Origin of the sequence: Kitasatospora sp. NPDC017646, assembly GCF_044329365.1 — a bacterium.
In the GTDB taxonomy this organism is placed as follows: Bacteria; Actinomycetota; Actinomycetes; order Streptomycetales; family Streptomycetaceae; genus Kitasatospora.
The window spans coordinates 66,463-90,290 of sequence record NZ_JBIRJC010000014.1; the positions used below are offsets into that span (position 1 = coordinate 66,463).

Here is a 23,828-nt window from a genome sequence, read left to right on the forward strand (position 1 = left end):
GCGATGTATCGCGTTCTCTCTTGAAGACGATATATCGCGTGCCGGGAAAAGCAAGCGGTTCCGCCCCCGAGAGCGGCCCGGACCGGACCCGGAGCTCTCCCCTAAGGGGAGACGCGCGAAGGGTCCGGGAGGCGGTTGCCTCCCGGACCCTTCGGTGATCACGGCGTCAGGACGTCACTCGTCCTCGTCCTCGTCGTCGAGCCGGGCCAGCCAGGTGGCCAGCCGTTCGACCGGGATCTCGAAGTCCGGGTTGAGGTCGACGAACTCGCGCAGGCGCTCGGCCAGCCACTCGAAGGTGACCTCCTCCTCGCCGCGCCGGTTCTGCAGCTCCTCGATGCCTCGGTCGGTGAAGTACACGGTTCGCTCCGGTCCGATGGGATTTGACCCGGCCAGGATAGACCCGCCGGTCAGCTGGCCCGCCAGGTGCTGACGGTCATCGAGGCGGCACCCGTGGTCGGGTCGGCGGCGGTGATCGCGGCGATCGCGATGTTGCGGCTGTCCCGGTCGCGGACGCAGAGCAGGCGCCCGGGCGCGACCCGGTTGTACGTCAGGTCGGTGTCCGGCCGGGAGTCGATCGCGGCGGCGCACTGCTCGGCCGTGACCGTCGACTCGGTGATCACGGCGAAGTCCGACTTCTCGTCTCCCGCGCTCTCGAAGGAGTTGGCCTTGCTGCCGCTGCCGGTGTTGGTCACGCCCAGGCCCCACTTCAGGTCGCCGGAGCCGCTGCGCGGCACCACGGTGCCGGCGTTCAGGTCGATCCGGTACGCGTCCGAGGAGTACTCGGCGGCCGGGATCGAGAGCGCCTTCCTGTCCAGCAGCAGGGTGTAGCCGACCGGCCGGGCGGGCGCCGAGACGGTGCCGGGGCCGGACTTCGAGGGAGCTGCGGACACCGGCGCGCCGGAGGCGGAGGCGGTCGGGGTGGGGGAGGCGTCGTCCAGGGCGGGGGCCGGGTTCGGGGTGCCGCCGCCGGTCTGCCGGGCCGCGCTGTTGTTGCTGCCGCTCTTGGCCTTCCCGCCGTCGTCCAGCTTCTTCATCAGCACCACGCCGCCCGCGGTGCCGCCGACCGCCATCACCAGGGCGACCGTCAACAGCACCTTCCAGGAGACGCCGCCCCCGCGCTTGGGCTCCGGCTCGGGCGACGGGGCGGCGGCGACCACCGGGCCGGGCGGCGGGGTGTCGAAGGACGGAGATTCCGCCCGGAGCGGGACGGTCGGCGGGGCGGGCAGCACCGGTGCGGTCGGGGTCTCGGTGGGCGGCTGCGGGGCGCCGTACATGCCGAGGGGCGGCGGGGCGAAGCCGGGCGGCGGCGTGGTGGGGTGCTGCGGCGGCTGGACCGCCACCGTGACCGGGTGGGTCGGCGCGCCGACCGGCTGCGGGGGAGCCGCCGGGGCCGGCGGGGTCGCGGGCGCGGCCGGCGGCGGGGTGGACGGCGTCCTGGGCAGGTCGGAGCGCCGGGTGATCTCGGTGTTGACCTGCCGCGGTAGCCAGTCCTCGGCGAACCGCAGCTGGCCGCCGACCTCCGGGTGGTTGCGGGCGGTCTGGATGATCTCGGCCGGCTTCGGGCGGTCCTCCGGCGACTTCGCCAGGCAGCGCTGGACCAGCTCGCGCAGGTCCGCCGGGACGGCCGTCAGGTCCGGCTCCTCGTGCACCACCCGGTAGAGCACCGCGGTGTCCGGTCCGTCGCCGAACGGCGGGGTGCCGCCGGCCACGTACGCGGCCAGGGCGCCGAGCGCGAAGACGTCGGTGGCCGGGGTGACCGCGCGGCCCTGCGCCTGCTCGGGGGCCATGAAGGCGGGGGAGCCGATCCGGTAGCCGGTGCCGGTCAGCGCGGTGGCGTCGGCGGCCCGGGCGATGCCGAAGTCGATCACCCGCGGGCCGTCCCCGGCGACCAGCACGTTGGCCGGCTTGAGGTCGCGGTGGACCACCTCGACGCTGTGGATCGCCTGCAGCGCCTCGGCGATGCCGCCCATCAGCAGCAGCACGGTGCGGACGGGTAGCGCGCCGTGCTCCCGCACCACCTGCTGCAGGGACGGGCCGGGGACGTACGCAGTGACCAGCCAGGGGGCGTCCGAGTCCAGGCCGCCGGAATCGATCACCTGCGCGGTGTACAGCCCGTGGATCCGCTGGGCGTTGCTGACCTCCTGGGCGAACCGGCGGCGGAACTCGCCGTCCTCGGCGAACTCGGGCCGGACCACCTTGAGCGCCACCGGGCGTCCGCCCGGCGTGTACGACAGGTAGACCCGGCCCATGCCGCCGGCGCCGAGCCGGGCGAACAGCCGGTAGCCGCCGACCTCCCGGGGGTCGTCCGGAAGGAGCGGCTGGAAGACCGGAGGGAGCTTGCCGGGGTGCAGCGTGTCGGTCATGCGGTGGATCCCCCTGGGAGAGCGGTGAGGTCGTTCGGCCGGGGCCGCGGGCGTGTGACGAGCGCCGGGCGGCGATCTGGCGAGGCATAACCTATCGATCCGTCAGGAGGAGGTGCGGGCCGGTCCCCGTTTGGTCGCAGAGCTGCGACCTTGACGTGAACGGGAAACACTGCGGCCCCCGCCCCCTCAGCGAGGGGACGGGGGCCGCAGCGTGTCGGTCTCGGCGCGTCAGAGCGCGAAGACCTCCTCGATCAGCGCCTGCTGCTCGGCACCGTGCCGCTTGGCCGAGCCGACCGCCGGCGACGAGGCCGAGGTGCGGGCCACGCGGCGCAGACGGGCGTCGCCGCCGCTGCGGCCGATGACGACCTGGAGGTGGTCGACCAGGTTCATCGCGATGAACGGCCAGGCACCCTGGTTGGCCGGCTCCTCCTGCGCCCAGACGAACTGGACGTCGTCGCCGTAGCGGGCCAGCTCCTCCTGGAGCTCGGCCACCGGCAGCGGGTAGAGCCGCTCCATGCGGACGATCGCGGTGTCGGTGATGCCGCGCTCGGTCCGGGCCGCCGCCAGGTCGTAGTAGAACTTGCCGGAGGTGATGACCACCTTGCGGACCTGCGCCGGGTCGACGGTGGTGTCACCGATGACCGGGCGGAAGGAGCCCGACAGGAACTCCTCGGTCGCGCTCGCCGCGGCCTTCAGACGCAGCATCGACTTCGGGGTGAAGACGATCAGCGGCTTGTGGTGCGGGTTGTGCGCCTGCCAGCGCAGCAGGTGGAAGTAGTTCGACGGCAGGGTCGGCATGGCGACCGTCATGTTGTCCTGCGCGCACAGCTGGAGGAAGCGCTCCGGGCGGGCGGACGAGTGGTCCGGCCCCTGGCCCTCGTAGCCGTGCGGCAGCAGCAGGACGACACCGGAGTGCTGGCCCCACTTCTGCTCGGCGGAGGCGATGTACTCGTCCACCATGGTCTGCGCGCCGTTGACGAAGTCGCCGAACTGCGCCTCCCACATGACCAGCGCGTTCGGGCGGGTCAGCGAGTAGCCGTACTCGAAGCCCATGGCCGCGTACTCCGACAGCAGGCTGTCGTAGACGGTGTAGCGGGCCTGGTCCTCGGTGAGGTACTGCAGCGGGGTGTAGTCCTCGCCGGTCTTGCGGTCGATCAGGACGGCGTGCCGCTGGCCGAAGGTGCCGCGGCGGCTGTCCTGGCCGGCCAGGCGGACCGGGTGGCCCTCCATGAGCAGCGAGCCGATGGCGAGGGTCTCGCCCATCGCCCAGTCGATGGTGTTGTCCTCGACCGAGGCGGCGCGGCGCTGCAGCTGCGGCAGCAGGCGCGGGTGGACGGTCAGCCAGTCCGGGTGGTTGACCTGCGAGGCGGCGATCCGCTTGACCATCTCCTGGGAGATGCCGGTCTGGATGGAGACCGGGAAGTCGGCGACCGGCTTGCCCGTGGTGGTGTCGGCCGGCGCCTGGGCCGCGTCGCGGACCTCGGCGAAGACCTTCTCCAGCTGGCCCTGGAAGTCCTGGAGCGCCTGCTCCGCCTCTTCCATGGTGATGTCGCCGCGACCGATCAGGCCCTCGGTGTACAGCTTGCGCACCGAGCGCTTCTTGTCGATCAGGTCGTACATCAGCGGCTGGGTGAACGACGGGTTGTCGGCCTCGTTGTGACCGCGGCGGCGGTAGCAGATGAGGTCGATCACGACGTCCTTGTGGAACGCCTGGCGGAACTCGAAGGCGAGCCGCGCGACGCGGACCACGGCCTCCGGGTCGTCGCCGTTCACGTGGAAGATCGGGGCCTCGATCATGCGGGCCACGTCGGTGCAGTACATCGAGGAGCGCGAGGACGCCGGGGCGGCGGTGAAGCCGACCTGGTTGTTCACCACGATGTGCACGGTGCCGCCGGTGCGGTAGCCGCGCAGCTGCGACATGTTCAGGGTCTCCGCGACGACGCCCTGGCCGGCGAAGGCCGCGTCGCCGTGGATCTGGATCGGCAGCACCGGGAAGGTGCTGCCGCCCTGGTCCAGGATGTCCTGCTTGGCGCGGGCGATGCCCTCGACCACCGGGTCGACCGTCTCCAGGTGGGAGGGGTTGGCGGCCAGCGAGACCTTGATCTGCTCGCCGTCCAGGCCGGTGAAGGTGCCCTCGGAGCCCAGGTGGTACTTGACGTCGCCGGAGCCGTGCATCGACTTCGGGTCGAGGTTGCCCTCGAACTCGCCGAAGATCTTGCCGTACGGCTTGCCGACGATGTTGGCCAGCACGTTCAGGCGGCCGCGGTGGGCCATGCCGATGACGGCCTCGTCCAGGCGGTGCTCGGCGGCGGAGTCGATGGTCGCGTCCAGCAGCGCGATCAGCGACTCACCGCCCTCCAGCGAGAAGCGCTTCTGGCCGACGTACTTGGTCTGCAGGAAGGTCTCGAAGGCCTCGGCAGAGTTCAGCCGGCGCAGGATCCGCAGCTGCTCCTCGCGCTCGGGCTTCGCGTACGGCTTCTCCAGGCGCTCCTGCAGCCACTTGCGCTGCTTCGGGTCCTGGATGTGCATGTACTCGATGCCGACGGTGCGGCAGTAGGTGTTGCGCAGCAGGCCGAGGATGTCGCGGAGCTTCATCATCTTCTGGCCGCCGAAGCCGCCGACCGCGAACTCGCGCTCCAGGTCCCACAGGGTGAGGCCGTGGGTGGTGACGTCGAGGTCGGGGTGCTTGCGCTGCTTGTACTCCAGCGGGTCGGTGTCGGCCATGAGGTGACCGCGGACCCGGTAGGAGTGGATCAGCTCCATGACGCGGGCGGTCTTGTTGACCTCGTCGTCGTGGGTGGTGGCGACGTCGGTGGCCCAGCGGACCGGCTCGTACGGGATCCGCAGCGACTCGAAGATCTCGTCGTAGAAGCCGTTCTCGCCGAGCAGCAGGCGGTGGATCTCGCGCAGGAACTCGCCGGACGCCGCGCCCTGGATGACGCGGTGGTCGTAGGTCGAGGTCAGCGTCATGATCTTGGAGACGCCGAGGCGGGACAGGGTCTCCGGGGCGGAGCCCTGGAACTCGGCCGGGTACTCCATGGCGCCGACGCCGACGATGGTGCCCTGGTTCTGCATCAGGCGCGGCACGGAGTGCACGGTGCCGATGCCGCCGGGGTTGGTCAGCGAGACCGTGACGCCGGTGAAGTCGTCCATGGTCAGCTTGTTGGCGCGGGCCCGGCGGACGATGTCCTCGTAGGCCTGCCAGAAGCCGAAGAAGTCGAGGGTCTCGGCCTTCTTGATGGCCGCGACGACCAGCTGGCGGTCGCCGTTCGGCTTGACCAGGTCGATCGCCAGGCCCAGGTTGACGTGCTCCGGCTTGACCAGGAAGGCCTTGCCGTCCTCCACCTTGTAGCTGTGGTTCATGCCCGGGGCGGCCTTGATGGCCTGGACCAGGGCGTAACCGATCAGGTGGGTGAAGGAGACCTTGCCGCCGCGGGCGCGCTGCAGGTGGTTGTTGATGACGATGCGGTTGTCGATCAACAGCTTCGCCGGGACGGCGCGGACCGAGGTCGCGGTCGGCACCTCCAGCGAGGCGTCCATGTTGGTGGCGACGGCCTTGGCCGGGCCGCGCAGCTGGACCAGCTCGGGTCCGGCCGGGGCGGCGGCCGGGGCCGGGGCAGCGGCGGCGGCCTTGGGGGCCGGGGGTGCGGCGGGCGCGGCGGCGAGCGGGGCGGCAGCCGGGGCCGGAGCGGCCGGGGCGGCCGGAGCGGCGGGCGCGGGTGCGGCCGGAGCAGCAGCGGCGGGCGCGGGGGCAGCGGCAGGGGTCGGCGTGGGGCCGGCCTGGGTCGCGGCCTGGGTCACTGGGGTCACCTCGGTACCGGGCTTGTAGTCGGCGAAAAAGTCCCACCAGGCTCGGTCGACCGAGTTCGGGTCCTGGAGGTACTGCTGGTAGATCTCATCGACGAGCCACTCATTGGGGCCGAAGCCAGTGGAGCTTGCCGAGCTGTTGGGGGTTTCAGGGGACTGTGGCGACACGGCGGCAACCGCCCTCTTCCGCTTCCTTTTGGGATGTTTGGACAGCGGGGATTAAGGCTACGCCCCTGACCAGTGATCGCGCAGTCCCCGGGCCCCAGGCGTCGCCCAGATCACAGTCCTGACCTGCAGATTGGCTGAAAAAGTACGTTAGAAAGCCGTATCCGAGGGGAACCGATCGGGCCCGATCGCCCTCCAAACCGGGGCGAAAACGGACAAAGACCTGGAGTGATCCGCAGACGATCTTCGTGTGCGTCTGTGTCGGATCTGTGACAAATGTCCCGGCCCGCTCAGGGCTGTCCGGGCAGGCGGACCTCGATCCGGCAGCCGCGCGGCGACTCCGCGACGGCGATCCGCCCGCCGTGCAGGTCCACCGCCCAGCGGGCGATCGCCAGGCCCAGTCCGGTGCCGCCGTCGGCGCCGGCGCCGGAGGCGGTCGCGGTGCCGCTGCGGCTGAACCGCTCGAAGACCCGGCCGCGGTCCGCCAGGGGGATGCCCGGACCCTCGTCCTGGACCTCCAGCAGCAGGCCGCCCTCCTCGCCGTCCGGTCTCGCGCGCACCGTCACGGTGCCGCCGGGCGGGGAGTGCTTGCAGGCGTTGTCGACCAGGTTGGCGACCACCTGGTGGAGCCGCTCCGGGTCCGCCACGGCGGTCAGGCCGGCCGGGCTGACCTCCAGGGCCAGTCGGACGTCGCCGCGCCGGGAGAACGCCCCGCCGGCCGTCGCGCCGTCCACGGTGACCCCGCGCAGCACGCCGTCCAGGAACTCGCGCACCTCGAAGGGGCGGGCGTCCAGGTCGACCACGCCGTCGTCGATCTTGGAGAGGTCCAGGAGGTGGGTGACCAGGCGGCCGAGCCGCTCGGTCTGCTCCAGCGCGGCCTCCAGTGTCGCCGGATTGGGCTGCACGACGCCGTCCACCACGTTCTCCAGCACGGCGCGCAGCGCGGCGATGGGCGTGCGCAGCTCGTGCGAGACGTTGGCGACCAGCTCTCGGCGGTGCTGGTCGGCGGCCTGGAGGTCGGCGGCCATGGCGTTGAAGGCGGCGGCCAGCTCGCCGATCTCGTCGCGCGAGTTCACCTCGACCCGGCGGCTGTAGTCGCCGGAGGCCATCGCGCGGGCGGCGGCCGTCATCTCGCGCAGCGGGGCGGTCAGCCCGTGCGCGAGGAACTGCATGAACAGCAGCGAGGCGATCATGGAGAAGACCATGATGATCCGGATCTGGGTCTCGGACCGGATCGCCACGACCACCATCCCGGTGGCCAGGAACACGGAGACGATCACCAGCAGGGCGAGCTTGCCCTTGATCGACCGGACCGGGTCGAGCGGGCGGATGTCGGCCCAGACCCGGCTGGCCGCGCGTGCGGCCAGCGTCTGCGGGCGCGCGCCGTCGGCGTCCCGGTTGCGTTGCTGTGGAAAGGTCATTGGTCCCTGTGATCCCCGCGTGGTGTCACGGCGGTGCCGGGACACGGGCCCCCCGGTGGCCCGTCGCCCGAGGCCCCCGTCAGGAGAGCGGGGCCTCCAGTGCGTATCCGACGCCGTGCACGGTGCGGATCCAGCTGGCGCCGATCTTCCGGCGCAGCGCCTTCACGTGGCTGTCGACGGTGCGGGTGCCGGACGCGTCGGTCCAGTCCCACACCTCGGCCAGCAGCTGCTCGCGGGTGAGCACCGCGCGCGGCTGGGCGGCCAGGCAGGCCAGCAGGTCGAACTCGGTCGGCGTCAGGTGGACGTCGCCCGAGGCGAGCCGGACCCGGCGCTGGACGTGGTCGATCTCCAGCTCGCCGAAGCGCAGGCTGCCGAGCGCGGGCGTGCGGGCGGCCTGCTGGGCGCGCTCGACGCGGCGCAGCAGCACGTTGACCCGGGCGGCCAGTTCGCGCATCGAGAACGGTTTGGTCATGTAGTCGTCGGCACCGACGCCGAGGCCGACCAGCAGGTCCGTCTCGTCGTCGCGGGCGGTCAGCATCAGCACCGGGACCGGGCGTTGGGCCTGGATCCGGCGGCACACCTCCAGCCCGTCGAAGCCGGGCAGCATGATGTCCAGGACCACCAGGTCCGGCTGCCAGGTGTGGAAGCCGTCCACCGCGCCGGGGCCGTCGTGGGCCACGGCGACCTTGAACCCCTCCGCGCCCAGTCGGGCCGCGATCGACTCGGCGATCGTGGGCTCGTCCTCCACCACCAGCACTCTGCGCTGACTGCTCACCGTGCCACCGGTGTTGGGGTTGTCCTGCTGAATTTCTGTCACGGTCACGCCACCGCCCCCAGGGCTGCGGGCCGGCCACCTGTGGGGATGGCGGGGCTCCGCTCGTAGTCTTGTTCCGTCGTGGACTGTGCCGGGTCCGCCGTCCCGTCGCGCGTCCGGGAGTTGTGCGGACGGATGGTCTCCCGTCCACGTCTCCCACGCACTTCGCAGCGTACGGACAGCGGATGCTTTCCGGCAGGTGGACCGGACGTTTCCGGCCCGTGGGCCGGCTGTCCGGCCGCCCGTTGGCCCACCGCTTGAGTGGGCACGGGCCGATACCTTACCCGGCGAATTTTCTCTGCGTAACGGTACGTATGCACTCCAGTTGACGCCAAGTCGCCGGTCAGAGGCCCTACTGACGCGTTAATGGGAAGAAGGTCTGGACCAATGCCGGGAATCCGGCGGCTCCTCGCGTCGACGGTCTTCACGGGCTTTTCTCAGGTGCCTCTCAGAACCTCGACGTACCGTGGCCACGACAACGCCCCGCCGGGCGGAATCCGGCGCACGCGCCGGTACGTCGGGCACCTGCGAGCGCCGGTGTCGGCGGGCGTGGAGCGGAGGCGGCATGGCGGGACTGCGGCGGGAGGCCGTCCGGAGCGTCCCCGCGGGGATGCCGTACGGAATGCTCCGGTACGGACTGCGCGCCGGCGTCTTCGAATGGCTGCTGGAACGCGTGCCGACGCCCCGGCGCACTCCCTTCACCCTCGGATATCTCGCCGTGGTCGGAGCCACCACCACCTTCGCGGGGATCGCCGATCCGGAACTCGTCCAGCGCTTGCGGGAGGCCTCCAGTTCGGACGGCCACAACCTGCTCCAGCACCCGCTGCGCGCCCTCGTGCTCAGCGGCTTCTGGGTGGCCGGGGAGGTGTGGCTGCCCTACGTGTGGGGCTTCGCCCTCACCCTGGCGCCGCTGGAGCGCAGGGTCGGCACCGGCCGGGCCGCGGCGGTGTTCGCGATCGGGCACGTCGCGGCGACGCTGCTCTCCCAGGGTGTGGTGATCACCGCGGTGGAGGCCGGGCGGATGGCGCCGGAGGCGATGGACCACCTGGACGTCGGGGTCAGCTACGGCGTGCTCGCCTGCCTGGGCGCGGTGGCCGGGCTGCTGCCCTGGCGCGGGCGGGTGCTGGCGCTGGGCGGGGCGGGGCTGATGATCGCCCAGCAGATCGCCACCGGGAAGGACGTGGTCACGGCCGTGGGGCATCCGGCCGCGGTGCTCGCCGGAGTGGTGCTGTCGCGCTGGCTGCGCCGGATCGAGCGACGCCCGCCGCGGCCGCGGACCCGTGCGGCGCAGGCCCCGGCGGTCGCCTCCTCGGCCGCCGCGGCGGTGCGGGCCGGCGCCCGTCCGTCCACCGCGCGCTGACGCCGGGGCCCTCTCGGGCCCTTCCTTCCCGTCCTTTTGACGGCGCCCCCTCCCGGTTGACGGCGCCCCCTCCCGGCCGCTGTGGTGACGAGGCGTTCGCTCGCAGCGAACAAGATGCCGGGAACATCCGGCGGCCGTGAAGCCTTAGTCAGGTCGACTCAAGTTCACTGACTGGGGAGAGATCATGGCATCGACGTCCACACCGCTCACCCTGCCCGTGCTGCCGCTCGACGACGAGGTCGTCCTCCCGGGCATGGTCGTCCCGCTGGACCTGAAGGACACCGAGGTGCGCGCCGCGGTCGAGGCCGCCCGCGCCGCGGCCGCCGGTTCCGGCAAGCCCCAGGTCCTGCTGGTTCCGCGGGTGGACGGCTCGTACGCGGCGGCCGGCACGCTGGCCACGGTGGAGCAGGTGGGCCGCCTCGCCGACGGCGATCCGGCCGCGCTGGTGCGCGCCGTGCGCCGGGTCCGGATCGGGGTCGGCACCACCGGCCCCGGCGCCGCGCTCTGGGTGGAGACCACGCCGTTCCGGGAGTCCTCGGTCGGCATGCCGGTGGCCGGGCGGGCCGCCGAGCTGGTCAAGGAGTACAAGGCGCTGTCCACCCAGTGGCTGCGCAAGCGCGGCGCCTGGCAGATCGTGGACCGGGTCGCGCAGATCGAGGGCGTCGGCGAGCTGGCCGACAACATCGGCTACGCGCCCTTCGCCACCGCCGAGCAGAAGCTCAAGGTGCTGCTGGAGGCCGACCAGGTCGCCCGGCTGGAGTACGCCCTCACCCTGCTGCGCGACCACCTCGCCGAGGAGGAGGTCAACGACACCATCCGCAAGGACGTCGAGGAGGGCGTGGCCAAGCAGCAGAAGGAGTTCCTGCTCCGCCGCCAGCTGGAGGCCGTCCGCAAGGAGCTGGCCGAGCTGAACGGCGACCCGGCCGACGAGGAGGGCGACTACCGCGCCCGGGTCGAGGCCGCCGACCTCCCGGAGAAGGTGCGGGAGGCGGCGCTCAAGGAGGTCGACAAGCTGGAGCGCTCGTCCGAGCAGTCGCCCGAGGGCTCCTGGATCCGCACCTGGCTGGACACCGTCCTGGAGCTGCCCTGGAACGAGCGCACCGAGGACGCGTACGACATCGCCGGCGCCCGCGCCGTGCTCGACGCCGACCACGCCGGCCTCGCCGACGTGAAGGAGCGGATCGTCGAGTACCTGGCCGTCCGCAAGCGCCGGGCCGACCAGGGGCTGGGACTGATCGGCGGCCGCCGCGGCGGCGCGGTGCTCGCGCTGGTCGGCCCGCCCGGCGTCGGCAAGACGTCCCTCGGGGAGTCGGTGGCCCGTGCCATGGGCCGCAAGTTCGTCCGGGTCGCGCTCGGCGGCGTCCGCGACGAGGCGGAGATCCGCGGCCACCGGCGCACCTACGTCGGCGCGCTGCCCGGCCGCCTGGTGCGGGCGATCAAGGAAGCCGGCTCGATGAACCCGGTCGTCCTGCTCGACGAGATCGACAAGGTCGGCTCCGACTACCGGGGCGACCCGGCCGCCGCCCTGCTGGAGGTGCTGGACCCGGCGCAGAACCACACCTTCCGGGACCACTACCTGGAGGTCGAGCTCGACCTCTCCGACGTCGTCTTCCTCGCCACCGCCAACGTGCTGGAGGCCATCCCCGAGCCGCTGCTCGACCGGATGGAGCTGGTCCGGCTCGACGGCTACACCGAGGACGAGAAGGTCGTCATCGCCCGCGACCACCTGCTCCCGCGCCAGCTGGAGAGGGCCGGCCTCGGCGACGGACAGGTCAGTGTCGACGAGGAGGCGTTGCGCCGGCTCGCCGGGGAGTACACCCGCGAGGCGGGCGTGCGCACCCTGGAGCGCTCGATCGCCCGGGTGCTGCGCAAGATCGCCGCACAGACCGAGCTGGGCGAGCGCGAACTGCCCGCCGCGGTCGGCGCTCAGGACCTGCGCGCCCTGATCGGCCGACCGCACCACGTGCCCGAGTCCGCCCAGGAGCCCGCCGAACGGCGCACCGCCGTCCCCGGCGTGGCCACCGGCCTCGCGGTCACCGGCGCCGGCGGCGACGTCCTCTACATCGAGGCCTCGCTCGCCGACGCCGAGACCGGCGGCACCGGGCTCACCCTCACCGGGCAGCTGGGTGACGTGATGAAGGAGTCCGCGCACATCGCGCTCTCCTTCCTCCGCTCGCGCGGCGCCGAACTGGAGCTGCCCGTCACCTCGCTGCGCGACCGCGGCGTGCACCTGCACGTCCCGGCCGGGGCCGTCCCCAAGGACGGGCCGAGCGCCGGCATCACCATGACCACGGCGCTGGCCTCGCTGCTCTCCGGCCGCAAGGTGCGCACCGACGTGGCGATGACGGGCGAGGTGTCGCTGACCGGGCGGGTGCTGCCGATCGGCGGGGTGAAGCAGAAGCTGCTCGCCGCCGACCGGGCCGGCATCACCACGGTGATCATCCCCAAGCGCAACGAGGCCGACCTGGACGACGTCCCGGCCGAGGTGCTGGAGCGGCTCACCGTCCACCCGGTGGCGGACGTGCGCGAGGTGCTCGAGCTGGCCCTGGAGCCGGCCGGGGTGCTGATCGCCGCGGCCTGACGGTGATCGACGGGGGGACGGCCGGTCCGCGTGCCACACTGCGGACATGCCGTCCCCCACGCAGCGCGCCCTGGCCCGGGTGCCGGTGCGGCTGCGACCGTTCCTGGTCCGGCACCGCCGGCTGGTGAAGTTCCTGCTGGTCGGCAGCGGCTGCTTCGTGCTCACCACGGTGATCGACCTGGAGCTCAAGTTCACCGTCCTGGAGCACGAACCGGTGGTCGCGCTGACGGTGGCGACGGTGATCGCCACCGTCGTCTCCTACGTGCTCAACCGCCGCTGGGCCTTCCGGACGGCCGGGCACCGAACCGAGGCCGTGCTGTTCTTCCTGGTCAGCGCGGTGGCGATCGGTGTCAACGTCATTCCGCTGGCGCTCTCCCGGTACGCCTTCCAGCTGCGCGAGCCGTACGTCACCCCGTTCCACCAGGAGGTCGCGGACTTCGTCAGCGGGATGGTCCTCGGCACCTTCGTCGCGATGCTGTTCCGGTACTGGGCGATGCGGCGCTGGGTCTTCACCGGCTCCGTCCCGCGGGCGGTCCCGGTGCCGGAACCCGGTTACGCTGCACCCGAGATGCCACGGGATGTTCCCTAGGACATGAGGTGACCGATATGCGCGGGGAGCCGGACGGCGTCCGGACCGGGCCCGCCAGCCAGCAGGGGATGCGCCGGGCCAACCTGGCCCTGGTGCTCGGCGTGATCGCGAGCGGCCCCCGCTCGCGCGCCGAGGTGGCCGCCGAGACCGGGCTGACCAGGGCCGCGGTCTCCTCGCTCGCCGAACAGCTGATCTCGGCCGGCCTGGTCGTCGAGGAGGGCCCCGCCGCCCCCAGCGGCAAGGTCGGCCGCCCCGGCACCGCGCTCGGGCTCAACCCGCTCGGGCCCGGCGGCCTCGGCGCCGAGATCGGCGTCCGGCACCTCGGCGTCTGCGTGGTCGACCTGCGCGGGGAGGTCCGCGCCTGGCGGCGCCAGGAGAGCGCCAACTGCGGCCGCCGGCCCGCCGCGGTGATGGCCGACCTCGCCCGGCTGGTGCGCTCGGCCGTCGCCGAGTCCGGCCTGCGGCCCGCCGGGCTGACCCTGGCCGTGCCCGGGCTGGTCGGCGGCAGCGGGGTGCTCCAACGGGCCGCCAACCTCGGCTGGCAGGACATCCCGCTCGCCGCCGAACTGCGCCCGGCGCTGCGCCTCGCCGGGGAGGGCCTGGCCGAACTGCCGGTCGAGGCGGACAACGAGGCCAACCTCGGTGGACTGGCCGAACGGTGGCTGGGCGGGAGCCCCGAGGACTTCCTGTACGTCTCCGCCGAGGCCGGTGTCGGTGCGGCCGTCGTGGTCGGTGGCCGGCTGCTGCGCGGGGCGCGCGGTTACGCGGGCGAACTCGGCCACGTACCCGTCCACCCGGAGGGGCCGCGTTGCGCCTGCGGGGCGCACGGTTGCCTGGAGCAGTACGCGGGCGAGGCGGCGGTGTTGCGGGCGGCCGGGCTGGCCGGCGTGCGCGGCGACTGGGTGACCCTGCTCGCCGAACGCGCCGGCGCCGGGGACGAACCCGCCCGGGCGGCGCTGGCCGGGGCGGGCTCGGCGCTCGGCATCGCGGCCGCCGGGGCGGTCAACCTGCTGGACCCGGCCCAGGTGGTGCTGGGCGGCGGCTACGCCCGGCTGGCGCCCTGGCTGCTGCCGGCGATGCGGCGCGAACTGACCTCCCGGGTGACGGTGCGCCCCTGGGCGGAGGACCGGCTGACGGTCTCCCGGCTCGGCCGGCGCGGGCCGCTGCTGGGCGCGGCGGTGGGCGTCGTGCGGGCCATCGTGGCCGACCCGGGCCCGCTCACGGGCGGCTGAGCCCCGACCGCGCCGGGACGCGACCGAGCCCCCGGCCACCGCGGCCGGGGGCTCGGTCGGATCGTGCGCCGGGGGCTCAGGCCTTGGCGGGGGCCTGCGCGGGGCTGGGGGCCTCGACCGTGCCGCCGTCGTCGACGCGCGGGCCGCGCAGGACGGCCAGGAAGGCGACGCCGGTGCCGATGACGGCCCAGACCACCAGGACCAGGATCGGCATGCCCAGGTTGATGGAGCCGAAGTAGGCGATCGACTTGGTGGCGCTGGTGCCGGCGCCGTTGGGGATCAGCGAGCCGATCGCCCGCCAGAACGGCGGCATCATCGGGGCGGGGTAGACACCACCGGCGCTCGGGTTGCCCAGCACCACGAAGACCAGCACGGCGAGGCCGATGCCGATGATCCCGAACAGGCACTGCAGCGCCATGGTGAACGCGCCGACCGTGAACACCACCAGGGCGCCGATGGCCGTCAGGGCGAGGATCGAGCCGGGCATCGCGTCCAGCACCGGTCCGGCGATGACCGTGCCGCCGAGGCCGGCGCCGACCGAGTACAGCGCCAGGACGCCGAGCCGGATCAGCAGGCGGTGGACGTTGGCCGGCTTGGAGCCGGCGCTGATGCCGAGGATCGAGGCGACCAGGTAGCCGCCGACGCACCAGCCGATGACCAGGTAGAAGGCGGTGAGCCCGTTGGTGTCGCCCTTGGCCAGCGGGACGACGTCCTCGACCCTGACGGTGCGGCCCTGGGACTTGTCCAGCGCGGTGGTGATGCTCTCGGCGGCCTTGGCGGCGGAGGTGCCGCGGGCGCTGCCGGTGAGCAGGGTGTCCTCGGTGCCGTTCGGGTTCACGACCAGCGCGGCGTAGATCTTCTGGTCCTTGATCTGTCGGGTCGCCGTCTCGGTGTCCGGCGCGGTGACGGGCTTGACGGCCTCGTCCGGCACCGACTCCAGGGCCTGGACCAGCTTGGGCGTGACCTGCGGCGGTGCGACCACCGCGATCGACAGCTCGTGCGGGGTCGGGTGGTGCAGCGCCCCGACGTACGAGGTGATGAAGCCGAGCTGCAACAGCAGCACGCCGATCACGAGCATGGCCGCACGCGGTGTGACCGCGCCCTTCAGTTCAGCGATGAAACCCTGCCCCGGGGCGGCCATCCACATCTCCTTGCGTATCGGCGGAAATCGGATACTTAATACCATGAACTAGTTGGGTTGTCCCATCGCCCGCGCCGGTTCCCGGCCACGGTCGCTGGGCGATACTGGCGCGGTGACGGACGAGGAAGCCCTGGTGGCGGTGGAGCGCGAGGTCGGACTGATGTTCCGGCGGGGTCGCGCGAGAGTGGCCGAACTCTCACGCCGTGTGCACCCCGAGCTGGACGGTATGGCGTACAGCCTGCTCGGTTATGTGGAGCAGGCCGGGCGGGTGCGGGTGACGGACGTCGGGGCGCACTTCGCGGTCGGCAAGGGGACGGTGAGCCGGCAGATCCGGGCGCTGGAGGAACTCGGCCTGGTGGCCCGGGAGGCGGACCCGCTGGACCGCCGGGCGGCACTGGTCTCGCTGACCGCGGACGGGCGGCGGCGCTTCGAGTCCGCCCGGGACGTCCGGATGCGGCGGGTGCGCGAGGTGATGGGCGGGTGGTCGCGCGAGGACGTGGGCCGGTTCGCCGAGCTGCTGCACCGCTTCAACGAGGTGCTGGGGGAGCCGCCCGCGGAGTGAGCCGAGGGTCCGGGCGCGGTTCGGCCGGAGCGCAAGCTGGAGTGCCAAGAAAGTTGCCTTAGTCAACCATCGGTCGTATGGTTGCTTAAGGCAACGAAGTTTCATGCCCGCGCGTCCCCGCGCGCCGCGCCCGCTCCGCACTCCGCCCGCCTCGCCGAAGGACCCAGATGACCGTGACCACCGAGGCCTCGACCGGCGCCGCAGGCGCCGTCGACGACCGACCGATGACCCACCGGCAGGTGATGGAGGCCCTGTCCGGCCTGCTGCTCGGCCTGTTCGTGGCCGTGCTCTCCTCGACCGTCGTCTCCAACGCCCTGCCGCACATCCTCACCGACCTGCACGGCGGCCAGTCCGCCTACACCTGGGTGATCACCGCGGCCCTGCTGACGCTGACCGCCTCCACCCCGATCTGGGGCAAGCTCTCCGACCTGGCCAGCAAGAAGCTGCTGCTCCAGATCGCCCTGCTGATCTACATCGCCACCTCCGCACTGGCCGGCCTGTCGCAGAACACCGGCGAGCTGATCGCCTGCCGCGCGCTGCAGGGCATCGGCGCCGGCGGTGTCGTCGCGCTCGGCCAGATCTGCCTGGCCGCGATGGTCCCGCCGCGCGAGCGCGGCCGGTACAGCGGCTACTTCGGCGCGGTCTTCGCCCTCGCCACCATCGGCGGCCCGCTGATCGGCGGCGTCATCGTGGACACCTCCTGGCTGGGCTGGCGCTGGTGCTTCTACGTCGGCATCCCGTTCGCGCTGGCCGCGATCCTGGTGGTGCAGCGCACCCTCAAGCTGCCGGTGGTCAAGCGCCCGGTGAAGATCGACTACCTGGGTGCGCTGGTCGTCACCGCCGCCGTCAGCCTGCTGATGATCTGGATCACGCTGGCCGGCACCAACTACGCCTGGCTGTCCTGGCAGACCGCGGTGATGGTCGGCGGCGGCCTGCTGCTGGCCGCACTGGCCGTCGTGGTCGAGCGCCGCGCCGCCGAGCCGGTCATCCCGCCGTCCCTGTTCAAGCACCGCACCGTCACCCTGGCCGCGATCGCCAGCGTGCTGGTCGGCGTCGGGATGTACGGCGCGACCACCTTCCTCAGCCAGTACTTCCAGCTGGCCAAGGACAAGTCCCCGACGATGGCCGGCCTGATGACCCTGCCGATGATCATCGGCCTGGCGCTCTCCTCCGCGGTGGCCGGCCGGCTGATCACCAAGTACGGCAAGTGGAAGGCCTACCTGGTCTCCGGCACCGCGCTGCTCGCGATCGGCTTCGGCCTGCTCGGCACGGCGCGGGTCGACACCAGCTACGGACTGCTCTCCCTCTACATGGCGATCACCGGCGTCGGCCTCGGCCTGACCAGCCAGAACCTGGTGCTCGCGGTGCAGAACACGGTGCCCCGGCACGAGCTCGGCGCGGCCAGCTCCGTCGTCACCTTCTTCCGCACCATGGGCGGCGCGATGGGCGTCTCCGCGCTCGGCGCGCTGATGACCAACAAGGTCGGCCACTACCTGGCCGAGAACCTGGCCGCGGCGCACATCCCTGCCGGGCACGCGGCGACCGGCGGCGGCATCCCGGACCTGTCGAAGCTGCCCGCCCCGATCCTGCCGCTGGTGACGGACGCCTTCGGCCACGGCGTCGGCACCGTCTTCCTGTGGGCCGCGCCCTTCGCGGCGCTGGCCTTCGTCACCGTGCTGTTCATCCGGGAGACCGCGCTGAGGACGAGCCAGCAGGGCTGACCGGACGCGGGGACACGCGGAACGGGCCGGGGAGTGTGAACACTCCCCGGCCCGTCGCGGTCCTTCCGTCCGGACACGCCTTACGGCGCGGCGATCAGCACCAGGCCGTAGGCCACCGCGGCGGCGCAGAGCGCGAAGCAGGCGTACGCGCCCGCCAGCAGGGCCGGACGGCCGCCGGAGGACTGGCCGCCCGCCGCGTCGCGCGCGCCCAGCGCGGCCTCACGGCGGGACAGCGCCAGGATGCCGAGGGCGAAGACGGCGACCACGGCGACGGTGACGCCGAAGCTGATGCCGGCGGTCTGCGCCAGGGCGTTCCACTTGATGTGCATGGTGAGTGCTCCGAGGCGCTCAGGCCGCGACCGTGGTCGAGGCGGGGGTGGGGGCGGCGGTCGCCGGGGAGGCCGTGGCGAGCTCGACGGGGGTGACGTCGGTGACCTCGACCGGGGCGACCTCGACCGGGGTGACCTCGGCGACGTCGTTCACGTTGTCCGCGCCGACCCGCTCGCGGCGGGAAAGCATCCACATCGCGGCCGAACCGGCCACCAGCGCCGCGCCGACCAGGGCAACGCCCCAGGTGCCCTGCCGGGCCAGGACGGCGGCACCGCCGGAGACCAGGCCGGCGGCCGGCAGGGTCAGGCCCCAGGTGTAGACCATGCGGCGGACCAGGCTCCAGCGCAGCTCCGGCTTCGGGCCGCCGAGACCGGCACCCATGATGCCGCCGGTGCAGACCTGGGTGGTGGAGAGGCCGAAGCCCATGTGCGAGGAGGTCAGGATGACGGTCGAGACGGCCGACTCGGAGGCGAAGCCCTGCAGCGGCTTGATGTCCGCCAGGCCCTTGCCCATCGAGCGGATGATCCGCCAGCCGCCCATGTAGGTGCCGAGCGCGATCGCCGCGCCCGCCGAGACGATCACCCAGGTGGGGGGCAGCGCGCCGTGCGGCAGGGCGCCGACCGAGACCAGGGTCAGGGTGATGATGCCCATCGTCTTCTGGGCGTCGTTGGTGCCGTGCGCGAGCGAGATCAGCGAGGAGGAGAAGACCTGTCCGGTCTTGAAGCCCTTGTCGGTGGCCGCGGAGTTGCCCTTGCGGGTGATCGCGTAGGCCAGCTTGGTGGCGCCCCAGGAGGCCAGGCCGGCGACGAAGGGCGAGGCGACCGCCGGGATGATGATCTTGGTGATCACGGTGTCGAAGTTGACGCCGTTCATGCCGACGCCGACGATCGTGGCGCCGATCAGGCCGCCGTAGAGCGCGTGCGAGGAACTGGACGGCAGGCCGCGCAGCCAGGTCAGCAGGTTCCACAGGATCGCGCCGGCCAGTGCGGCGAAGATGATCTCGGGGTGGACGCCCGCCTTCTCGTTGACGATGCCGCCGGAGATGGTGGTGGCGACCTTCACGGACAGGAACGCGCCCGCGAAGTTGAGCAGGGCCGCGATGGTGACCGCGACCTTCGGACGAAGGGCCCCGGTCGCGATCGCGGTGGCGGACGCGTTGGCGGTGTCGTGGAACCCGTTGGTGAAGTCGAAGGCGAGCGCCGTGATGATCACAACGGCCACCAGGAACGAGATGTGTTCCATACCCAAACAATCGTCGTAGTTGTCGCACGGACGTTGGTGTCGTCGCGACCGTAGGTCTGTTGGGTAAACGGAAGGTGAACTGAGCCGGGAATCGTGGTTCCGGCGGTGTCCTGGTGGTGGCCGGAAGCTTTCTGAGGGGTGTTCTGGGGCGCGTTGAGCTGGACATTGACCGGGTACGTACCGTTTCACCCCCTTTTGCTGAGACCTGTCTCACAGATCGACAGATCAACGGGAAATTAACCTCCCGGCCCCGGTGCGCTCTGTTTCCGAGGGGTGACCCGTGGGAGGATCTGCGGGATCGTCCCCGGGAGACCGGGGACGGCGCCACCGGGGCAGGACAGGCAAGGGCGGGGAGGACCATCCCATGGGCGGGGCTGCACAGCGCACGGAGACGTCGGGCGTACGGCCCTGGGTGCGGGCGGCCCTGAGGTGCGGCGCCGTCCTCGCGGCCGCCGCGCTCTCCCTCCAGGCGGCCGCCCAGGCGGCCCACGCCGCGCCCGACCCCGGTTCCGGGGTCGCCGTCGCGTCCGGGGCCGACCCGCTGGCCGCCGCCAAGGCCACCCTCGGGCCGCTCCTCGACCAGCTCCACGGGCTGTACCAGAGCGCCGAGGCCGCCACCGAGCAGTACAACGGCGCGGTCGCCAAGGTCACCGAGCAGCAGGCCGCGCTCACCGACCTCCAGGGCAAGCTCGACCGGCAGCAGAAGCAGGTCGACGCCGGGACGGACATCGCCTCCCAGCTCGCCGCCGCCCAGTACCGCAACGGCGCCGCCTCCGCGTACGCCGAACTGCTGCTCTCCAAGGACCCGTACGAGGCCGTCACCATCGCCGAACTGCTCCAGGCGGCCAGCCGGTCGCAGTCCGAGTTCCTGGACCGGCTGAAGGCCGACCGGGAGGCGCTCGACGGGCTGAAGAAGCAGACCGAGGACGCCCTCAGGACCTCGCAGGCCCTGGTCGTCCAGCAGGACGCCGCCAAGGCCAAGGTCGCCGCCGACCTCGCCTCGGTCGAGCAGCTGGTCTCCTCGCTCACCGGCGCGCAGCGGACCGAACTCGAACAGCTGGAGAAGGCCAAGGCCGACGAGGCCCAGCTCGCCTTCCTCGCCTCCGGCGCCCTCGGCAAGGGCGAGCGCACCCCCTCGCTCTCCGGTCGCGCCGCCGTCGCCTTCGCGCTCGCCCAGCTCGGCAAGCCGTACCTCTGGGGCGGCACCGGGCCCGACTCCTACGACTGCTCCGGCCTCACCTCGCAGGCCTGGCTGCACGCCGGGAAGCCCGTCCCGCGCACGAGCCAGGAGCAGTGGGCCCAGCTGCAGCACGTCCCGTTGAACCAGCTGCGGCCCGGCGACCTGGTCGTCTACTTCCAGGACGCCTCGCACGTCGCGATGTACATCGGAGGCGGGCTGATCGTCCAGGCCCCGAGGCCCGGCGCCTTCATCAAGGTGTCGCCGATCGGCTCGATGCCGATCCTCGGGGCCGTCCGGCCCGACCCGGACGGCGCGGCGGACGACGCGGGCGGCGCCTGGAAGGTGCCGGACCTGCCCAAGGGCTGGGACTCCGTCACCCCGATCACGCCCACGCCGCCCCCGGCCCCGCCGGCGGCCCAGCAGCCCGCCGGCACCCCGAGCACCCCGGGCACCCCGAGCGGCACGCCGTCGGGCACCGGCACACCGAGCAACCCGGGCACCCCGTCCGGCACCGGCACCCCGTCCGGCACCGGCACCCCGTCCGGCACCGGCACCCCGTCCGGCACCGGCAGCCCGTCCGGGACGGGCACGCCGACGGACGCGCCCACGGGCACATCGACCCAGACGCCGACGAAGACCCCGGCGCCGACGAACACCCCGACCCCCACCGGTACCCCGACGGCCACCGGCACCCCGGGCGCCACCGGCTCGTCCGGCGCCTCCGCGCCCGGCAGCCCCACGGCCACGCTGCCGCTCGGCGGCCTGCTGCACTGACCCGGCACGAGGAGGCCGCCCCACGTCCGCTGACGTGGGGCGGCCTCCGTGCCGGGGCCTGTCCTAAGCGGCCGGGGCCGAGTCGGGTTCGAAGCGGACGACGACGGCCTTGGAGGTGGGGGTGTTGCTGATGTCGGCGGTGGAGTCGAGGGGGACCAGGACGTTGGTCTCCGGGTAGTACGCCGCCGCGCCGCCGCGGGCGACGGGGTAGTGGACCACGCGGAAGTGCGGGGCGCGGCGTTCGGTGCCGTCCGTCCACTCGCTGACCAGGTCGACGTACCGGCCCTCGGGGAGGTCGAGTTCGGCGGCGTCGGCGGGGTTGACCAGGACCACGCGGCGGCCGCCCTTGATGCCGCGGTAGCGGTCGTCGAGGCCGTAGATCGTGGTGTTGTACTGGTCGTGGGAGCGCAGGGTCTGCAGCAGCAGGCGGCCCGTCGGGACTTCGGGGGCGGTGAGCCGGTTGACCGTGAAGTTGGCCTTGCCGGTGGTGGTGGGGAAGGTGCGGGAGTCGCGGGGGCCGTGCGGGAGGGTGAAGCCGCCGGGGCGGCGGACCTTCTCGTTGTAGTCCTCGAAGCCGGGCACGACCCGGGCGATCCGGTCCCGCAGGATGTCGTAGTCGCGCGCGAAGTCCTCCCACGGCACGGTGTCCTGCGGGCCGAGGACGGTGCGCGCGAGGCGGCAGACGATCGCGGTCTCGGAGAGCAGACCGGGCGCGGGCGGGCGCAGGCCGCCGCGGGAGGCGTGGACCTGGCCCATCGAGTCCTCGACGCTGACGAACTGGGCGCCGGAGGGGGTGACGTCCCGGTCGGTGCGGCCGAGGGTGGGCAGGATCAGGGCGCGGGCGCCGGTGACCACGTGGGAGCGATTGAGCTTGGTGGAGACGTGGACGGTCAGCCGGCAGCGCCGCATCGCGGCCTCGGTGACCGCGGTGTCCGGGGTGGCCGCGACGAAGTTGCCGCCCATCGCGAAGAACACCCGGACCTTGCCGTCGCGCATCGCGCGGATGGTGTCCACCGCGTCGTGGCCGTGCTCGTGCGGCGGCTCGAAGCCGAACTCCTTGCCCAGTGCGTCCAGGAAGGCCCTCGACGGCCGCTCGAAGATGCCCATGGTGCGGTCGCCCTGGACGTTGCTGTGCCCGCGCACCGGGCAGACCCCGGCGCCGGGGCGGCCGACGTTGCCGCGCAGCAGCAGGAAGTTGACCACCTCGCGGATGGTCGGCACGGAGTGCTTGTGCTGGGTGAGGCCCATCGCCCAGCAGACGATGATCTTCCTGGAGGAGAGCACCAGGCGGGCGAGCTCCTCGATCTGCTCCCAGGGCAGGCCGGTCGCGGCGAGCACGTCCTCCCGCTCGGTCCCGCGGACCTGCGCCTCGAACTCCTCGTAGCCGTGGCAGTGTTCGGCGACGAAGGCACGGTCGACGCCGTCCCGCTCCACGATGATCCGGTTGAGCGCGCGGAACAGGGCGAGGTCCCCGCCGAGGCGGATCTGCAGGAAGAGGTCGGTCAGCTTGGTGCCTTGGCCGACCAGTCCGCGAGCCTGCTGCGGGTTCTTGAACCGCTCCAGGCCGGCTTCCGGCAGCGGGTTGACGCTGACGACGGTGGCGCCGGCCCGCTTGGCGCGCTCCAGGGCGGAGAGCATCCGGGGGTGGTTGGTGCCCGGGTTCTGGCCTGCCACGATGATCAGGTCGGCCTGGTGGAGGTCCTTGAGGCCGACGCTGCCCTTGCCCACGCCGAGGGTCTCGGTGAGCGCCGAACCGGACGACTCGTGGCACATGTTGGAGCAGTCCGGCAGGTTGTTGGTGCCGAGCCGGCGGGCGAACAGCTGGTACGCGAACGCGGCCTCGTTGCTGGTGCGGCCGGAGGTGTAGAAGGCGGCGCCGTCCGGGGAGTCCAGGGCCCGCAGTTCCTCGGCGATCAGCGCGAAGGCGTCGTCCCAGGAGACCGGGGTGTAGTGGGTGGCGCCCTCGTCGAGCAGCATCGGCTGGGTGAGCCGGCCCTGCTGGCCCAGCCAGTAGCCGGAGCGCTCGGCCAGGTCGGCGACCGGGTGGGCGGCGAAGAACTCGGCCCGGATCCGGCGCTCGGTGGCCTCCTCGGCGACGGCCTTGGCGCCGTTCTCGCAGAACTCGGCGGTGTGGGTCTTGTCCGGCTCCGGCCAGGCGCAGCCCGGGCAGTCGAAACCGTTCGGCTGGTTGACCTTGAGCAGGGTGGCGAGGGTGCGGCGGGCGCCCATCTGCTCGGCGGCCATCCGCAGGCTGTGGCCGACGGCGGGCAGGCCGGCCGCCGCGTGCTGGGGCGCGGACACCTCGGGGGCGTCCTGCGCCGGGTCGCTCTGCGGGGCCTGCTTGGCCATGACTGCGCTCCTCGGGCGTTGCTGGTGCGGGCCGCCGCACCTTTGCGGGGCCGTCCGCCCATCCTTCCACCTGGCCGGTCACGGGGGCAGGGCCGTCGGTGGAGTCCGCCGTCACAACGGGAGGGGGAGGAGCGGCGCGCGCGGGGCGGTGACGTCCTCGACGGCCGGTACGAGCTCCCGGAGGGCTCGGGCCGGGG

The 23,828-nt window shown here is 72.6% G+C and carries 16 protein-coding genes; 7 read left to right on the top strand and 9 right to left on the bottom strand.

Translation table 11 applies throughout. From position 1 onward, the window contains the following. Window positions 1-174 precede the first annotated feature (174 nt). The 5 genes from ACH4J0_RS22475 to ACH4J0_RS22495 all read right to left on the bottom strand — a co-directional run bounded on the left by ACH4J0_RS22475 (window position 175) and on the right by ACH4J0_RS22495 (window position 8,573). Window positions 175-357: a DUF6104 family protein gene (locus ACH4J0_RS22475; RefSeq protein ID WP_396242287.1), complete on the bottom strand. Its 183-nt coding sequence runs from the start codon at window positions 355-357 to the stop codon at window positions 175-177. Between the two features lie 50 nt (window positions 358-407). Further along, window positions 408-2,363: a protein kinase gene (locus ACH4J0_RS22480; protein ID WP_396242288.1), complete on the bottom strand. Its 1,956-nt coding sequence runs from the start codon at window positions 2,361-2,363 to the stop codon at window positions 408-410. Between the two features lie 228 nt (window positions 2,364-2,591). Next, entirely contained in the window at window positions 2,592-6,338 is a 3,747-nt protein-coding gene (locus ACH4J0_RS22485) for a multifunctional oxoglutarate decarboxylase/oxoglutarate dehydrogenase thiamine pyrophosphate-binding subunit/dihydrolipoyllysine-residue succinyltransferase subunit (protein WP_396242289.1), read from the bottom strand. Window positions 6,339-6,625: 287 nt separating this feature from the next. Continuing rightward, window positions 6,626-7,756 carry a sensor histidine kinase gene (locus tag ACH4J0_RS22490; protein ID WP_396242290.1) on the bottom strand — a complete coding sequence of 377 codons (1,131 nt, stop codon included), beginning with the start codon at window positions 7,754-7,756 and terminating at the stop codon, window positions 6,626-6,628. Between the two features lie 79 nt (window positions 7,757-7,835). After that, window positions 7,836-8,573 (bottom strand): response regulator transcription factor, encoded by a 738-nt coding sequence (locus ACH4J0_RS22495; protein WP_094742879.1) that lies wholly within the window; start codon window positions 8,571-8,573, stop codon window positions 7,836-7,838. A gap of 562 nt (window positions 8,574-9,135) precedes the next feature. On the opposite strand from ACH4J0_RS22495, the gene ACH4J0_RS22500 reads away from it, so the two are divergent. The 4 genes from ACH4J0_RS22500 (at window position 9,136) to ACH4J0_RS22515 (ending at window position 14,332) form a co-directional block, all read left to right on the top strand. Then, the gene (locus ACH4J0_RS22500) at window positions 9,136-9,930 is read left to right on the top strand and encodes a rhomboid-like protein (protein ID WP_396242291.1); all 795 of its coding nucleotides are present in this window, start codon (window positions 9,136-9,138) and stop codon (window positions 9,928-9,930) included. A 184-nt stretch (window positions 9,931-10,114) separates the two neighbouring features. Further along, window positions 10,115-12,511 (top strand): endopeptidase La, encoded by a 2,397-nt coding sequence (gene lon, locus ACH4J0_RS22505; protein WP_396242292.1) that lies wholly within the window; start codon window positions 10,115-10,117, stop codon window positions 12,509-12,511. Between the two features lie 46 nt (window positions 12,512-12,557). Beyond that, window positions 12,558-13,100 carry a GtrA family protein gene (locus ACH4J0_RS22510; RefSeq protein WP_396242293.1) on the top strand — a complete coding sequence of 181 codons (543 nt, stop codon included), beginning with the start codon at window positions 12,558-12,560 and terminating at the stop codon, window positions 13,098-13,100. Between the two features lie 17 nt (window positions 13,101-13,117). Further along, window positions 13,118-14,332 (top strand): ROK family protein, encoded by a 1,215-nt coding sequence (locus ACH4J0_RS22515; RefSeq protein ID WP_396242377.1) that lies wholly within the window; start codon window positions 13,118-13,120, stop codon window positions 14,330-14,332. 76 nt (window positions 14,333-14,408) lie between these two features. On the opposite strand, the gene ACH4J0_RS22520 is transcribed toward ACH4J0_RS22515, so the two are convergent. Further along, a complete protein-coding gene (locus ACH4J0_RS22520; RefSeq protein WP_396242294.1) occupies window positions 14,409-15,473 on the bottom strand; it encodes an ABC transporter permease in 1,065 nt (354 codons plus the stop codon). 112 nt (window positions 15,474-15,585) lie between these two features. Between ACH4J0_RS22520 and ACH4J0_RS22525 the strand changes: the two genes are divergently transcribed. Both ACH4J0_RS22525 and ACH4J0_RS22530 read left to right on the top strand, forming a co-directional pair. Continuing rightward, a complete protein-coding gene (locus ACH4J0_RS22525; protein ID WP_396242295.1) occupies window positions 15,586-16,035 on the top strand; it encodes a MarR family winged helix-turn-helix transcriptional regulator in 450 nt (149 codons plus the stop codon). A 167-nt stretch (window positions 16,036-16,202) separates the two neighbouring features. Next, window positions 16,203-17,756, top strand: a complete 1,554-nt coding sequence (locus tag ACH4J0_RS22530) for an MDR family MFS transporter (RefSeq protein ID WP_396242296.1) — start codon at window positions 16,203-16,205, stop codon at window positions 17,754-17,756. 80 nt (window positions 17,757-17,836) lie between these two features. Here ACH4J0_RS22530 and ACH4J0_RS22535 read toward each other — a convergent pair whose 3' ends face one another. Continuing rightward, window positions 17,837-18,085: a hypothetical protein gene (locus tag ACH4J0_RS22535; RefSeq protein WP_396242297.1), complete on the bottom strand. Its 249-nt coding sequence runs from the start codon at window positions 18,083-18,085 to the stop codon at window positions 17,837-17,839. Between the two features lie 19 nt (window positions 18,086-18,104). Continuing rightward, a complete protein-coding gene (locus tag ACH4J0_RS22540) occupies window positions 18,105-19,328 on the bottom strand; it encodes an anion permease (RefSeq protein WP_396242298.1) in 1,224 nt (407 codons plus the stop codon). A gap of 364 nt (window positions 19,329-19,692) precedes the next feature. On the opposite strand from ACH4J0_RS22540, the gene ACH4J0_RS22545 reads away from it, so the two are divergent. Continuing rightward, a complete protein-coding gene (locus tag ACH4J0_RS22545; protein ID WP_396242299.1) occupies window positions 19,693-21,282 on the top strand; it encodes an NlpC/P60 family protein in 1,590 nt (529 codons plus the stop codon). 63 nt (window positions 21,283-21,345) lie between these two features. On the opposite strand, the gene ACH4J0_RS22550 is transcribed toward ACH4J0_RS22545, so the two are convergent. Continuing rightward, a complete protein-coding gene (locus ACH4J0_RS22550; protein ID WP_396242300.1) occupies window positions 21,346-23,631 on the bottom strand; it encodes an FdhF/YdeP family oxidoreductase in 2,286 nt (761 codons plus the stop codon). Window positions 23,632-23,828: the final 197 nt, after the last annotated feature.